Origin of the sequence: Helicobacter pametensis ATCC 51478 (assembly GCF_000518225.1) — a bacterium.
GTDB lineage: Bacteria > Campylobacterota > Campylobacteria > Campylobacterales > Helicobacteraceae > Helicobacter_G > Helicobacter_G pametensis.
The window spans coordinates 66,245-81,637 of record NZ_JADE01000009.1; the positions used below are offsets into that span (position 1 = coordinate 66,245).

Below are 15,393 nucleotides of genomic sequence, written 5' to 3' on the forward strand. Positions count from 1 at the left end.
CAATTTTGCTCAAAGGAAAACAATGATCTCTAAATTCCCAAAAGTCGCAATCATCGTCCCAATCTATAATGTAGAAAATTATCTTGAACGATGCTTGCAGAGCCTACAAAAGCAGACGCATCAAAATCTACTCATTGTATTGATCAATGATGGAAGCACAGATCAAAGCAAAGAAATCGCACAAAGATATGTTCAGACCGATTCACGCTTTATGCTAATCGATCAGCAAAATGGGGGATTAAGTCATGCTAGAAACAAGGGATTGAGCTTTTTGGAAGGAAAATTATCCTCTTCTTATCCCCCCCCCCCAATAGAGATTGACTTTCTAAGTTTTGTTGATAGTGATGATTATTTGGAGTGTGACTGTATTGAAAAGTCACTTCTTGAACTTCAAAGACATCAGGCTCAAATTGTATGCTTTGGAATAAATCGATGCGAAGAAAATGGAGCAAAAATCAGAAGCGACTTTGGAATCTTTGAACAAGTGAGCAAAAATCAAGTGCTAGATGGAGCTGAGGTTTTGAAACAAACGAGAAAGAATTATTTTCACTCTGTTTGGGGATCTATCATTGATTATCATTTTTTTCAATCTCTGAAACTTAAATTCATTGAAGGCATTATTTATGAAGATCATTGTTTTGGAACTTTTTTGTTTTTGAGATCACAGAGAATTGTCATTTTGGATCAATATCTTTATTCTCAAGTCAATAGCACAAATAGCATTACACGCCCAAAACACATCACACAAGAACGCAAAATTTTAAATCTCAAAAGCTGGATTAAAACCATAGAAGAATTAGAAAAATTTCCATTGCATACAAAACTTTTACAAAAACAAATCCGCAAATTCTATCTTCCAATGGCTTATCATTGTCTTTTTGAACTTGATGAGCAAAATCATTTTAGGAAAGATTTAAAACGATTTAAATATTGGAGTTTAAAAATTATCCTCATACGATTTGCTCCCAAAACTTTCCAAAAACTCAAAAAAATGAAAACCATTATCTTAAAATCTTGCTGATTTAGAATCATTGGAGCAATTAGAACAAAATGAAAAACGTAGCCATTTTATGTGACAGCAATCCACTCACGCGTCCTCGTCCTCATCGTCTGATTCAGATGCTCAAAAATCATCATTCTCTCTTTGTCTTTGGAGTGAATTGTCCAGATATTAAAGGAATGCAAAGCTTTGCCTTCCCTCCGCTCAAAAGTGCCAAAGATCGCACCCCCAAAGAACAAGAAGAACTAGAATCTGCACTCAAAAACCAAGAATTTCACCCTCTCATCTTTACGCCCAATCGTCTAATTTTGCAACACCAACTCCTCTCCACCCCACATCTTGATCTTTTAATCATCGAAGATCTTGTTTTGCTCCCCATCGCACTCTCTTACAAAGAGAGCTATCCAGATGTCAAACTTATGATTGATCTGCGTGAGTTTTATCCGCTCGAGTATGAAAATGATCCTTCTTGGCTTGAGAGTTTTGGGAGATTTTTCTCTTATTTGTGCGATTCTTATTTGCACCAAGTGGATATGGCACTCACCGTGAGTGAAGGGCTAAAGCAGCGCTATAGAGAATCTTATGATCTAGAATGTGAGCTTTTTCTCTCCCTTCCTCCCTTTTTTGATCTCAAGCCAACGCAAAATCCACGCATTGAGCTTGTCTATCATGGATTTATTAGTGCAGATAGAGAGAGCGAAAACCTCTTAGAGATCGGCTCTTCTCTTGCTTCTCATTTGCATCTCAACATCATTGCTCTAAGCAATCATCCTAGATTCTTAGAATCTTTTGTAAGTAAAGCCCAGCAAATCCCCTCTATCTCTATCTTGCCTCCTGTGAGCCTAGAAGAGATCATCCCTTTCACGCATCGCTTTGATTTAGGGCTAATCACACTCAAACCCAATGGATTTAACAACACTCATGCTTTGCCCAATAAATTTTTTGAATACATTCAAGCTCGTCTTGGAGTGATTGCCACACCTCTACCCTCACTCAAACCCATCATAGAATCCCATCATCTTGGAATCTGCTCTAAAGATTTTGAGACCCAAAGTTTGATTTCTCTTCTCAACTCCCTTGATGTGCAAACCATCAAAACACTCAAAAATCACGCTCACAAAGCCTCCCACTCTCTCAATCTCTCAAGCAATCAAGCTAAAATCCTCTCTCTGATTTCCTCACTTTTAGGAGAGTAAATGATTTGGCTAGACATCACTGATCCCAAATATGTGCTTTTTTTCAAAGGGTTGATTCCTAGGCTTGAAGAGCTTGATTGCGTGCTTGTGACTACAAGGGAGAGTGAGGGCTATAGTGAATGCTTAAGATTACTTGAGCTTTTTGGAATCAAAGCTTATAAAATCGGGGGTTATGGCGGAAGCAGTAAGCTTGGCAAATTTCAAGCAAGGCTTGAGAGGCAAAGGGGATTTTTAGAGCTTTTTCACACTTTTAAAGAGATTCCTAGACTTTTTATCACAGGAGCAAGCGTGGAGGGGGTTCAGACTGCTTATGGGCTAGGAATCCCTGTGGTGAATTTTGCTGATACACCCATTGCTGGACATATTTTTTCTTTGGATTCTGTGACGATTCTCTCTCGCCTCACGCTTCCGCTTTCATCTCTTGTGTTTTACCCCTTTGTTGTTCCAAAGATTTGCTACACCTCCATGGGAGTGGATGAAAAACATTGCATCTCCTATGATTTCATCGATGTGGCACTATGGCTCAAAGATCTAAAAAATGGGGAAGATTTTAGGCAAAAGTTTGGATTGGATCTTGCATTGCCCACGATTTTGGTGCGTGAGGAAGAATACAAGGCTCATTATGTCAAGCAAAAACTTCCTGTGATTTATGAAAGCTTGGCTCTGCTTTCAGAGCATTTGGATGCCAATATTGTCGTGATGCCAAGATATGAGAGCGAAGAGCTTAGAGAAGATTTTGGATCTCTTAAAAATATCTATATTTTAGAAGAAAAGCTTCAGCCAAGTGAATTCTATCCCTACATTGATTTGCTCATTGGGGGAGGAGGGACGATGAATTTAGAGAGCTGTTATCTTGGGATCCCCACTATCTCTACGCGATCACTCTTTTTGTTTCATGATATTTATCTTTTGGAAAATGGCTTGATGGAGCATGCTACAAATGCTCAAGAGGTGCTAAAACTCGCTCAAAAGACACTAAGAGATTTTGATCCCCAAAGCCCAAGAAGACTAAACCCTCAAACTAAATTTTTTGAAAAAGAAGAAGCAGGATTTGAGAAAATTTATGGGCAAATCAAAGAATTTTTATCCTCCAAATAAGCGCCCTTTTGATACAATTTCGCCCGAAAACCAGAGCGATTCTAAATAAGTAAAAATCATCAACGCAAAGGACTTAGAATGAAAAAAATTGCTGTGGTTATGGGAAGCAAAAGCGATCTTGAGATCGTTGAGAAATGCATCAATATACTCCAAGAATTTCAAATTGATTTTGAAGTTCATATTCTTTCAGCTCACAGAACTCCAGAAGAAGTCAAAACCCTAGCAACTCAAGCAGAACAAAATGATTTTGGTGTCATCATTGCAGCAGCGGGAAAATCAGCTCACTTGGCTGGTGTGATTGCGTCTTTGACAACTCTTCCTGTGATTGCCCTACCTATCAAGACAAGTGATCTTGGAGGCATGGATTCTCTGCTTTCAAGCGTGCAGATGCCCAGTGGCATCCCTGTGGCTTGCGTGGCAATCAATGGAGCTGAAAATGCAGGATTACTAGCCATTGAAATGCTTGCCATCCATGACAAAACCCTCTCTTTGAAGCTCAAAGAGAAGCGCCAAAGTAATGCAGAAAAAATACTCAAAGACAACAAGGAGATCAATCTTAAATATAAAAAGGAGCAATGATGACACCAGCAAAAGAAAATCTTCTCTATGAAGGAAAAGCCAAAAAGGTTTTCTCCACTCAAGATCCAAATCTATTTATCGTTTCTTACAAAGATGATGCCACCGCCTTCAATGGAGTCAAAAAAGACACATTGGAGGGCAAAGGAGCACTCAATAATCGCATCAGTAATCTTTTGATGCAAGAACTCCACAAATCTGCAATCCCCACTCACCTCATCAAAGAGCTTTCCTCCAATGAAACATTGGTCAAAAAACTTGAGATGTTTGCCCTTGAAGTGATTGTGCGCAACTTTGCCGCAGGATCTATCACCAAACGCCTTGGAATCAAAGAAGGAGAACAATTTCAAACCCCAATTTTAGAGTTTTGTTATAAAAATGATGCACTAGGTGATCCTATGATCAATCAAGATCATATCCTAGCCCTTGGGCTTGCAAGCCAAGAGCAAATCCAAGCCATCTCATCCCTCACACTTCAAATCAACTCAATCCTCTCAGATTATTTCGCCTCTATGGGAATCTTGCTTGTGGATTTCAAGCTTGAGTTTGGCAAAGATGGAGATGGAAAGATTTGTCTAGGAGATGAGATCTCTCCTGACACCTGTCGCTTCTGGGATGCTCAAACCAAACAAAAACTTGACAAAGATCGATTCAGAGAAGATTTGGGTGATGTTGTAGAAGCCTATGAAATTATTTTGCACAAAATCCTCTCCAAAGCCTCAAACTAATGCAAAAGATCAAAGAAGAATGCGGAGTTTTTGGAATCTTTTCCAAAAACGATCTTGAGATCGGTTCGCTTGCCTACTATGGCTTATCAGCACTTCAGCACAGAGGGCAAGAAAGTTGTGGCATCGCCATCAGTCAAAATAGGAATTTCAAACACTACAAAGATGTTGGGCTAGTTCATGAAGTTTTCACTCCTCAAATCTTAAGTCAATTAGGACAGGGGAATCTATGTGTTGCTCATGTGAGGTATTGCACCACTGGGGGGAACAATCGTCAAAATGCACAACCCATCCTTGTCAATCACATCAAAGGCTCTCTAGCCGTAGCACATAATGGCAATCTTGTGAATTCTTATGAATTACGCGAAGAGTTAGAACTTCAGGGCTCCATCTTTCACACAACAAGCGATACAGAAGTCATCGCTCATATCATCACCAAACAAAGACTTCAAACTCAATCTATAGAAGAAGCTATAGAGAAATCCATCCCACTTCTCAAGGGAGCTTATTCTCTGCTTTTGATGAGCCCAAGCAAGATCATTGCTTTGCGTGATCCTCATGGATTCCGTCCACTCTGCTATGGGCAGATGCAAGATGGAACTTATATCATCGCCTCAGAAAGCACAGCTTTAGATGCAATTGGTGCGACATTTATCCGAGAGATTAGAGCTGGAGAGATTGTGGTGTTTAGTCATGAGGGAGTGAAAAGCATTGAAACATATTGCAATCAAGTCCCACCCAAAATCTGTAGCTTTGAGTATATTTATTTTGCAAGAGCAGATTCTATCTTTGATGGCAAAAGTATTCATCAAGCAAGGATAAGGGCTGGAGAATTCCTTGCCAAATCTCATCCCATCGAGGCTGATCTTGTGATTGGTGTGCCTGATTCTGGGATTGATGCTGCCATTGGCTATGCAAGAGAATCAAAAATCCCCTATGGTGTAGGATTTGTCAAAAACCGCTACATCGCTAGAACCTTCATTTCTCCCACCCAAGAAGAACGGATCGAAAAACTCAAGCTCAAACTCAATCCCATCTTATCCAACATCCAAGATAAGAGAATCGTGCTGATTGATGATTCCATTGTCAGGGGCAATACAACGCTAAGACTTGTCAAACTTCTAAGAGAAAGCGGGGTTAGAGAGATTCATATGAGAGTGTCAGCTCCTCCTTTTATGCACCCTTGCTTCTATGGGACAGATATTGATTCTCAAGAAAACCTCATTGCCTGCAAATACTCCCTCTCTCAGATCAAAGATTATCTTGGGCTTGATAGCTTGGGATATTTGAGTATGGAGGGATTGAAGTATATGCTTGAAGGTTGTGCGGGCTTTTGTCATGCTTGCTTTAGTGGAGATTATCCCACTTCCACTCCATCGATTGCACAAAAAAATAAATTTGAACAAGGATAACTATGAATCAAAATTCTTACAAAAAAGCTGGGGTGGATGTCCATGCAGGGTATCAATCCGTTGCTTTGATCAAAGAACACATCACCAAAACACAGCAAAACAACTCAATCAACACAATTGGAGATTTTGGAGGGCTTTTCCCCTTGCAGCTTGGCTCCATCAAAGAGCCCATTTTAGTGAGTGGAACAGATGGAGTGGGGACGAAACTCAAACTTGCTTTTTTGCTTGATTCTCACTCAAGTATTGGGATTGATTGTGTGGCAATGTGCGTGAATGATATTTTGTGCTCTGCAGCCAAACCCCTCTTTTTTCTAGATTACATCGCGCTAGATAAAAACTATCCCCAAAAAGTCTCTGACATCGTGAAGGGCATTGCAGAGGGTTGCGTGCAGGCAGGCTGCCAACTTTTAGGTGGAGAAACTGCTGAGATGCCAGGATTTTATGCCAAAGATGAATATGATGTCGCAGGGTTTTGTGTAGGCATTGTGGATAAAAGCAAAATACCTGATAAATCAAAGATTCAAGAAGGAGATAAAATCATTGGAATCGCATCAAGTGGAGTGCATTCCAATGGCTTTTCTTTGGTGAGAAAGATCCTAAAAGATCAAGCCATTGATCCCTCTAGCTATACATTTCAAAACAAAACAATCGGGGAAATCCTCCTCACTCCTACAAAAATCTATGTCCAATCTGTGCTCAAGCTTTTTGAAGAGATTACTATCAAATCTGTAGCGCATATTACTGGGGGTGGGTTTTATGAAAATCTCCCAAGAAGTTTGCCACAAGGATTTGGAGCAAAGATTACTCTTAGCTCTTTCCCAATTTTGCCTATTTTTGACTTTTTGAGCCAAAAGGGAGGGATTGCAAAGCAAGAGATGTTTGGGATTTTTAATATGGGCATTGGAATGACACTTGTGATCAATCCAAGTGAGACAAATCAAGCTTTGGAGCTTCTTAGAAGTTATGGGGAAGAGGCTTATGTGATAGGTGAGGTCATCAAGGAAGAGGGAATCTATTTATGCTAAACATTGCCGTATTTGCCTCAGGCAATGGAAGCAATCTTGAGGTTTTACTCAACACTCAATTCAACCAAGGCAAAATCGCCCTTGTCCTCTCCAATAATCCATCTGCATACGCACTTCAGCGAGCCAAAAATCACAATATCGCACACATTTGCATCAACAAAAAAGAAGTCGGAGAAAAGTTTGAATCTGAGATTCTCAAAGCCATGCAAAAGCATCATATTGACTGCATCGTCTTGGCTGGTTTTATGCTGATCTTAAGTGCTGATTTCATCTCGCATTTCCCCAATAAAATCATCAATATCCACCCCTCTTTGATTCCTGCATTTTGTGGTGATGGATTCTATGGAATGAGAGTGCATGAAGCAGTTTTAGAGTATGGAGCCAAAGTCAGTGGAGCAAGCGTGCATTTCGTCAATGAAATCGTTGATGGTGGCAAAATCATCGCCCAAGAAGCCATCAATCTCTCAGAAGATGAAACCCCTCAATCTCTGCAAACAAAAGTCGCGCAAGTGGAGCATCGTATCCTCCCTCAAGCAGTGCAATTTCTTATCGATTCAATTCTCACAAAGGAACAACATGAAACTCTCCATTAAATCAGCTCTGATGACTCACCGCTATTTGGGACGCGGAATCATCATAGGATTAAACCCTCAAAGAGATCAGATGTTTTTGGCTTATTTTTTGATGGGACGCAGTCCAAATAGTCAAAATCGAGTGTTTTATAGCCAAGGCAATGATGTCAAGATTGATTTTTTTGATCCTTCAAAAGTTGAGGATGCTTCACTGATTTTTTATCCTCCACTTGTGCATTTTGGTCATCAAGTCATTATCACTAATGGCGATCAAACTCAGAGTATCCTCCAAGCCCTTGAAGATAATCAAAGCTTTGAGGAAGCCTTAAGAGGAAGAGAATTTGAGCCCGATGCCCCACACTTCACGCCAAGAATTAGTGCCATTCTCACTCTCTCCCCTCATCCCACATACAAGCTTAGCCTCCTCAAATCTCTCCATGGAAGCTGTGCTAGATTTTTTTATGAATATGAGAGTTTGGCAGGGATTGGGCATTTGATTCACACCTATATTGATGATAAAGATCCTCTTCCCTCTTTTGAGGGAGAGCCCAAAGTGCTTGATCTTCCCTCTGATTTTGATGAATTTTCCTCCTCTATTTGGGATAGCTTGGATGCAGAATATAAAGTCGCTCTATGCACTCAATGTATCCACCTCCACACCCAAGAGATTCAAACCCTCATCTTTAACTCCAAGGAAAAATAATGCAAGAAATCAAACTCAAATACGGATGTAACCCCAACCAAACACATGCCAGAATCTTTTTGGAAAACAAAGATGATCTTCCCATCAAAGTGCTCAATGGTTCCCCAAGCTATATCAATTTTTTGGATGCACTGAATGCTTGGCAACTTGTTAGAGAGCTCAAAGAAGCCACAAATCTCCCTTGTGCGACTTCATTCAAACATGTCAGTCCCACCTCATCAGCTCTTGCTCATCCTCTCTCTGATGAGCTAGTGCAAGCTTATTTCTTACAAGATTTCAAAACCCTCAACTCCTCTCCCATTGCCACAGCCTATGCAAGAGCAAGAGGAGCAGATCGTATGAGCTCATTTGGAGATTTTATTGCTTTAAGTGATGAGTGTGATGAAATCACAGCTTTGCTCATTGCTCAAGAAGTTTCAGATGGGATCATTGCCCCCAACTACTCACCCAAAGCTCTTGAAATCCTCAAGCAAAAACGCCAAGGTTCCTACAATATCTTCCAAATCGATGAAAACTACTCTCCTCAATCTTTGATTGAAAAGAGAGAGATTTTTGGCATTACTTTTGAGCAAGATCACAATGAAATCAAGATTGATGACTCAATGCTTCAAAACATCGTCACAACAAACAAAACTCTCCCCCCTCAAGCCAAAAGAGATCTTTTGCTCTCGCTTATCACCCTCAAATACACTCAATCTAACTCCATTTGCTTTACTTATGAAGGACAAGCAATCGGAGTAGGAGCAGGACAGCAATCACGCATCCATTGCACAAAGATTGCAGGGGATAAGGCTGATTTTTGGCATCTTCGATCACATCCCAAAGTTATCTCTCTCCCCTTTGTAGATTCTCTAAAACGCCCGACAAAAGACAATCTCATCTATCAATACATCCATCATGAACTTCCCCCTTCTTATCAAGACTTTTTCAGCTCTCCACTCCCTGAATTTTCAAAAGAAGAACAAAAAGAATATCTCTCCAAAATCAAAGGAGTGAGTTTAGGAAGCGATGCGTTTTTCCCTTTTTCTGACAATATTTTGCGTGCACTCAAAAGTGGGGTGTCTTATATCGCTCAAAGTGGGGGATCCAAGCAAGATGAAGCAGTGATTGAGACTTGCAATCAGCACAATCTCACTATGATTTTTACTCACACACGATTATTTCATCATTAAAGAGAAAGGAGAAAATATGAAAGTTGCAATCATTGGAAGTGGGGGAAGAGAGCATATGATTCTCAAAAAAATCAAGAATCATCCAAAGATTTCTCAACTCTTTGTCATTCCTGGGAATGCAGGGATGAGAGAAGAAGCAAAGTGTGTGAATCTTGACATCACACGCAATGAAGAGGTCTTGAAATTTGCTCAAGAGCAAAAACTTGATTTTGTGATTGTCTCACCTGATAATCCTTTGGTCGCTGGGATGGTGGATGTTTTGGAAGATGCGGGGATTGCTTGCTTTGGTCCAAGAAAAAGTGGAGCAATCCTAGAGGGAAGTAAAATTTTTGCTAAGAATTTTATGAAACGCCACTCTATCCCTACAGCCAATTTTTGGACTTTTGATTCTGTCTCTAGGGCGATGGAGTTTGTGCAGACTGCCTCTTTTCCAATCGTGATCAAAGCCGATGGTTTGGCCTTTGGCAAAGGGGTGGTGATCGCTCATACATTAGATCAAGCAGTCCAATGCCTAAAAGAGATGATGGAAGAAGAAATTTTTGGAGAGAGTGGGAAGCAAGTTGTGATTGAGGAATTTTTGGAGGGTAAGGAAGCTTCCATCCTTGCTTTTTGTGATGGTAAAACCATCGTGCCCATGATGTCTTCAATGGATTACAAAAAAGCTCTTGATGGGAATGAGGGGCTCAATACTGGAGGGATGGGCTGTATCGCCCCCAATCCATACTACACAAAAGAGATCGAGCAAGAATGTATGGAAAAAATCTTTCTCCCCACACTTAGAGGATTGCAAGAGGAAAATATGGATTTTAGGGGATGCTTGTATTTTGGACTGATGCTCACCAAAGATGGAGTCAAGGTGATTGAATACAATTGCCGTTTTGGCGATCCTGAAACCCAAACCATTCTCCCTCTGCTTGAAAGCGATCTCTTGGAGATTATGCAAAGTTGTGCCAACCAAACACTCCAAAAAGAGCAAGTGATCTTTGCCTCACAGGCTTCTTGTTGCGTCGTTTTGGCTTCAAATGGCTATCCTAAAGCATTTCAAACAGGCTACCCCATCACCTATCCTTTGACATTTGAGATTTGCTTTGCTGGAGTGAAAGAAGAGGGAGGACAGCTCCTTAATGCTGGAGGGCGAGTTTTGAGCGTAACTTCGATAGCTCAAACACTTCAAGATGCAAGAGAACAAACTTATCAAAAAATCTCTCAAATCAGTTTTGAGGGGAGTTATTGTCGCACAGATATTGGAGGAGAAGTGGAATGATGCATAAGTTTTATGTGCAAAAAAGAAAGGGCTTTGATTTTGAGGCACAGCATCTTTTGGAAGAGTTAAGAGAGATTCTATCTCTCCCTCATCTCAGACAAATTGCCATTATTAATCAATATAGGATCGATGATATATCTCCTCAAGATCTTATCAAAGCTCAAGAGATTGTTTTATCAGAGCCACAGGTGGATGAGGTGCTCAATGAACTTGCATTTGATGATTGTGATGCATATTTTGCAATCCAAATCCAAGAGGGGCAGTTCGATCCACGCAGCGATTCGGCTAAACAATGTCTTCAAATGCTTTTGGGCAAAGATTTGAACATCAAGCACACCAAGATTTTTAAGCTTTATGGACACATCACAGCACAAGAGAGAGAAAAAATCCTCTCCTATCTCATCAATCCCCTTGAAACACAGGAAGTCCAGCTAGATTCTAGCCATCAAAAGACGCCTTTGCAAACCCCATCTACTCTCACATCTCCTCCCAATTTGGATGATTTTTTGGAACTTGAGGATTTTAAACCTCTCATTCAAGCACATCGCTTAAGTCTTGATGTAGATGATTTATTGCTCATTCAAAAGCATTACAAAAATCAAAAAAAGACTCCCAATCTCTTAGAACTTAAAATCATCGACACCTATTGGTCAGATCACTGCCGACACACGACATTTTTCACACATATTACAGAAGTGAGCTTTGAAGATTCTCTAGCTCAAAAGATTTATGGAGATTATCTTCAAATCAGAGAAGAGCTTCAGTGGAAAAAACCCATCACCCTGATGGATCTCTCCACCATTATGAGCTCTTATCTCAAGCCCAAACTCTCCTCTCTGGTCCAAGGAGAGGAAAATAATGCCTGCACCCTCTCCATCCAAGTCAAAACACCCCAAGGAGATAAGCCCTATTATTTGTTTTTCAAAAATGAAACCCATAATCACCCCACAGAAATTGAACCCTTTGGTGGGGCTTCTACTTGCATTGGTGGAGCCATCAGAGATCCACTCTCAGCAAGAGGCTATGTCTATGCAGGGATGAGAATCTCAGGAAGTGCAAATCCCCTTGAGCCAATTGAGCAGACACGAGAGGGCAAGCTTGCTCAAAGAAAAATTGCCCTCTCTTCTTCTGATGGATTTAGCTCCTATGGCAATCAAATCGGTGTAGCCACAGGAATGGTAGAAGAGTTTTATCATGAAGGTTACAAAGCCAAGCACCTAGAGCTTGGAGCAGTTTTGGGAGCAGCTCCTCAAGAAAATATCATCACACAAACTCCAAAAAAGGGGGATATCATCTTACTCATTGGAGGAGAGACAGGGAGAGATGGCTGTGGAGGGGCGACGGGCTCATCCCAATCTCATCATATTGATTCTCTAAAGCTTTGTGGAGCAGAAGTGCAAAAGGGCAATGCTCCACAAGAGAGAAAAATCCAACGCTTTTTTAGAAACAAAGAAGTCACACGCCTAATCAAGCGTTGCAATGATTTTGGTGCAGGCGGAGTGAGTATCGCCATCCCAGAACTTGCAGAAAGTGTGGAGATTGACCTAGATAAGATCCCATGCAAATATGAAGGATTGAGTGTCTTTGATCTTGCACTCAGTGAATCTCAAGAGAGAATGGCGGTTTTGATTGCTCCTGAGCATTTAGAGCGATTTCAAACTCTTGCTGATGCAGAGAAACTTCAAAGCACCCCCATTGCAAGAGTGAGTGATGATGGATATGTGAGGATGAAATATTTTGATGAAGTGGTTGTCTGTATTTCTAGAGAGCTTCTTGCAAGTAATGGAGCCACAAAATTTGCCAAGGCTCATATTGCTAAGCCCAAAACTCCCAAATCTAGATCTTTTGATTTCATCCAAGACTATCAAAACCTAGCTCAAGATCTCAATGTTTGCTCTCAAAAAGGGCTTGTAGAAAAATTTGATTCGACCATTGGAGGAAATACGATTTTTATGCCTCTAGGTGGGAAATATCAGGCTACACCTATTCAGGCTATGGCTCATAAAATTCCTTTTGAAGAGACGACAACTTGCTCTATCGCCTCTTATGGAATGAATCCCTTTTTGTGCGAGCAAGATCCATGCAGGGGAGGCTATCTTGCAGTGGTCGAATCCGTATGCAAGCTCATCGCAAGTGGGGCAAAGTTTGAAGAGATTTATCTAAGTTTTCAAGAATATTTTGAAAGCCTAAAGCAAGATGAGGGCAAATGGGGGAAACCTCTAGCAGCCTTGCTTGGTGCATTTTTGGCTCAAAAACGCTTGGGTATTTGCGCCATTGGAGGAAAAGATTCGATGAGTGGAAGTTTTGAAGAACTAAGTGTTCCACCCACTTTTGTGTCTTTTGCTTTTAGCTCCTCTGATAGCTCTCTTCTTATCTCACCAGAATTCAAAGCTCCTAATCACTTTGTATATTGGATCAAACCTAGACTTGATGAGTTTGGACTCCCTTGTGATTTAGAGGAGATTTTTCATCCTCTCTCCAAACTTATCGAGCAAAAAAAGATTATCTCAGCCTACACGCCCACTTATGGGGGAGTGGCAGAGGCAGTGATGAAAATGTGCCTAGGCAATCGCATCGGCTTTGAGTTTGCAGATCACATCAAGAATGAAGAGATCTTTACTCAATGTTATGGATCCTTTATCGTTGAGGCAACTCAAGAGCTAGATATAGGGATCAAACTTGGATGCACGACTATGATCTCACAGATTGCTTTGGGATCTCAAAAACTCTCCTTAATGGAATTATTGAGACTTTATGAGCAACCTTTGGAATCTGTGTATAAAACTCAAATCTCACAACCCATCCAATGCCCTCCCATCCCACCACACTCACACCCAATCTTGCAGGCAAATTTGAAATATGCCAAGCCACGCGTTGTGATCCCTGTGTTTTTTGGGACGAATTGCGAATATGACACACAAAGAGCCTTTGAAAAAGCGGGGGCTGAAGTAGAGACTCTGGTGATTGCTACTGATAGTGGATTTAAAGAATCTCTTCACAATATGCAACAAGCTCTCAAAAATGCTCAAATCCTTTTTCTTGCTGGAGGATTTTCTGGAGGTGATGAGCCTGATGGATCAGCCAAAATGATCAAGACCTTTTTCTCCAATCCCTTGATACAAGATACACTGAGCACATTTTTGCATCATCAAGATGGCTTGATAGGTGGGATTTGCAATGGATTCCAAGCTTTGATCAAACTCGGACTCCTTCCCTTTGGGCAAGTCACTCCCTCTCTCCCTTCACACCCCACTCTCTTGCACAATGCGATTTTGAGACATCAATCCAAAATTGTGAATATCAAAGTTTGCTCTAACTCCTCTCCTTGGCTTTCTCAAACCCAAATTGGAGAGATCTATTCTGTGCCTATCTCTCATGGTGAGGGAAGATTTTATGCTCAACAAGAAATACTTGAAGAGCTCATCCAAAACGGACAAATCGCTACCCAATATGTTGATTTTGAGGGCAATCCCTCTGGTCATATTGATTTCAATCCCAATGGATCAATCTATGCAATTGAGGGTATCACATCAAAGGATGGAAGAGTGTTTGGCAAAATGGGGCACACAGAACGCGTAGGAAAAAATCTCTACAAAAATATCACAGGTAATTTTGAGATGAGAATCTTTGAGGGAGCAGTAGGATATTTTGGATAACCCCTCTCTCTACACCTTGCCTAGGTGTGTCTGTGAATTTTTGATCAATTGTTTGAATGCCACAGAAAGGTTGAGATCTAGTCTTGATTTCAAAATCGATCAAAAAAATCAGTCAATCATTGGCTGATTAAGGAATCTGGGAGATGCGATATGAGACAGGACATTTATGTTTGTGGTGTGGATTCCATAGGACATCAAATCCAAGTAAAAAATAAGAAAATAAACAAGAAAGCAAAGAGAGTAAAAAGGGGGGGGGGCAAAGATTGCCTTATGGATAAAATCCCTCCCCCTTTTTAGGATCTATTTAATCAATCCTTTGATGTATTGGTCAGCTAGATATAAGCCATTTCCGCTATCACTGACCATCTTAAGCTTATCGACAATTCCTCTAAAGAGAGCTTCCTCTTCATGTTGTTCGCTCACATACCATTGCAAAAAGTTAAATGTCGGATAATCTTTGCAAGAGAGTGTGAAATCCACAAGCTCATTGATAGATTGTGTGATTGTGAGTTCATGTGCATATGTTTTTTCAAACACATCAATCAATGAAGCAAATTCCCCCGATGGTTTTTCAATCGCCTCAAGCTCCACTTTGGAATCTGTCTCATTAAGATAGGTGATGAGTTTTTTGGCATGAGCACTTTCTTCATCAGCATGTGCAAACAAAAATGCTCCAGCCCCATCAAAACCTTGAGCATAGCACCAAGAACTCATACTGAGATACAAGTGTGCTGAAAACATTTCCTTGTTGATTTGTTGGTTCAATTTTTCAATAACTTCTCTAGACAGCATTGTTTCCTCCTTTGATATTTTCTCAATTATATTACAAAAATGAGAAAAATAAAATTTTTTTGACCTTAAAATTTTTGTAAAATCTTCCCCTCAAGTGACGGGAGCCTATAAATAGGCTGAGAGTAAGCTGTGAGCTTAGACCGAACCGGATCTGGGTAATGCCAGCGTCGGGAACGCTAGAACCTCTTTTTCACCCCCCTCA

At 40.6% G+C, this 15,393-nt stretch carries 13 protein-coding genes and 1 riboswitch; of the genes, 12 read left to right on the forward strand and 1 reads right to left on the reverse strand.

What is annotated here, in order from left to right; genetic code table 11:
- Nucleotides 1-22 precede the first annotated feature (22 nt).
- The 12 genes from T391_RS0103020 to T391_RS0103075 all read left to right on the forward strand — a co-directional run bounded on the left by T391_RS0103020 (nucleotide 23) and on the right by T391_RS0103075 (nucleotide 14,399).
- Nucleotides 23-1,021, forward strand: coding sequence for a glycosyltransferase (locus T391_RS0103020; RefSeq protein ID WP_027327099.1), 999 nt, complete (start codon nucleotides 23-25; stop codon nucleotides 1,019-1,021).
- Between the two features lie 29 nt (nucleotides 1,022-1,050).
- A complete protein-coding gene (locus T391_RS0103025; RefSeq protein ID WP_027327100.1) occupies nucleotides 1,051-2,196 on the forward strand; it encodes a glycosyltransferase family protein in 1,146 nt (381 codons plus the stop codon).
- The gene (locus T391_RS0103030; RefSeq protein WP_027327101.1) at nucleotides 2,197-3,294 is read left to right on the forward strand and encodes a DUF354 domain-containing protein; all 1,098 of its coding nucleotides are present in this window, start codon (nucleotides 2,197-2,199) and stop codon (nucleotides 3,292-3,294) included. It begins immediately after the preceding gene.
- A gap of 78 nt (nucleotides 3,295-3,372) precedes the next feature.
- On the forward strand, nucleotides 3,373-3,873 hold the full coding sequence (purE, locus tag T391_RS0103035; RefSeq protein WP_027327102.1) for a 5-(carboxyamino)imidazole ribonucleotide mutase: 501 nt from the start codon (nucleotides 3,373-3,375) through the stop codon (nucleotides 3,871-3,873).
- Nucleotides 3,873-4,598 carry a phosphoribosylaminoimidazolesuccinocarboxamide synthase gene (gene purC, locus T391_RS0103040; RefSeq protein ID WP_027327103.1) on the forward strand — a complete coding sequence of 242 codons (726 nt, stop codon included), beginning with the start codon at nucleotides 3,873-3,875 and terminating at the stop codon, nucleotides 4,596-4,598. The genes purE and purC overlap by 1 nt, the downstream gene beginning before the upstream one ends.
- Nucleotides 4,598-6,007 carry an amidophosphoribosyltransferase gene (purF, locus tag T391_RS0103045; RefSeq protein ID WP_027327104.1) on the forward strand — a complete coding sequence of 470 codons (1,410 nt, stop codon included), beginning with the start codon at nucleotides 4,598-4,600 and terminating at the stop codon, nucleotides 6,005-6,007. Before purC ends, purF begins: the two co-directional genes overlap by 1 nt.
- A 2-nt stretch (nucleotides 6,008-6,009) precedes the next feature.
- Entirely contained in the window at nucleotides 6,010-7,032 is a 1,023-nt protein-coding gene (gene purM / locus T391_RS0103050; protein WP_027327105.1) for a phosphoribosylformylglycinamidine cyclo-ligase, read from the forward strand.
- Nucleotides 7,026-7,625, forward strand: coding sequence for a phosphoribosylglycinamide formyltransferase (purN, locus tag T391_RS0103055; RefSeq protein ID WP_027327106.1), 600 nt, complete (start codon nucleotides 7,026-7,028; stop codon nucleotides 7,623-7,625). The genes purM and purN overlap by 7 nt, the downstream gene beginning before the upstream one ends.
- Nucleotides 7,609-8,307, forward strand: a complete 699-nt coding sequence (locus tag T391_RS0103060) for an IMP cyclohydrolase (RefSeq protein ID WP_034583645.1) — start codon at nucleotides 7,609-7,611, stop codon at nucleotides 8,305-8,307. The genes purN and T391_RS0103060 overlap by 17 nt, the downstream gene beginning before the upstream one ends.
- Complete coding sequence (locus T391_RS0103065; RefSeq protein WP_027327108.1) at nucleotides 8,307-9,479, forward strand: phosphoribosylaminoimidazolecarboxamide formyltransferase; 1,173 nt, start codon at nucleotides 8,307-8,309, stop codon at nucleotides 9,477-9,479. The genes T391_RS0103060 and T391_RS0103065 overlap by 1 nt, the downstream gene beginning before the upstream one ends.
- Before the next feature lie 16 nt (nucleotides 9,480-9,495).
- Entirely contained in the window at nucleotides 9,496-10,743 is a 1,248-nt protein-coding gene (purD, locus tag T391_RS0103070; protein ID WP_027327109.1) for a phosphoribosylamine--glycine ligase, read from the forward strand.
- Nucleotides 10,743-14,399, forward strand: coding sequence for a phosphoribosylformylglycinamidine synthase (locus T391_RS0103075; RefSeq protein ID WP_199769584.1), 3,657 nt, complete (start codon nucleotides 10,743-10,745; stop codon nucleotides 14,397-14,399). The genes purD and T391_RS0103075 overlap by 1 nt, the downstream gene beginning before the upstream one ends.
- A 300-nt stretch (nucleotides 14,400-14,699) precedes the next feature.
- Here T391_RS0103075 and ftnA read toward each other — a convergent pair whose 3' ends face one another.
- Nucleotides 14,700-15,191, reverse strand: a complete 492-nt coding sequence (ftnA, locus tag T391_RS0103090; protein WP_027327111.1) for a non-heme ferritin — start codon at nucleotides 15,189-15,191, stop codon at nucleotides 14,700-14,702.
- Between the two features lie 87 nt (nucleotides 15,192-15,278).
- A riboswitch (TPP riboswitch) is annotated at nucleotides 15,279-15,382 on the forward strand.
- Nucleotides 15,383-15,393: the final 11 nt, after the last annotated feature.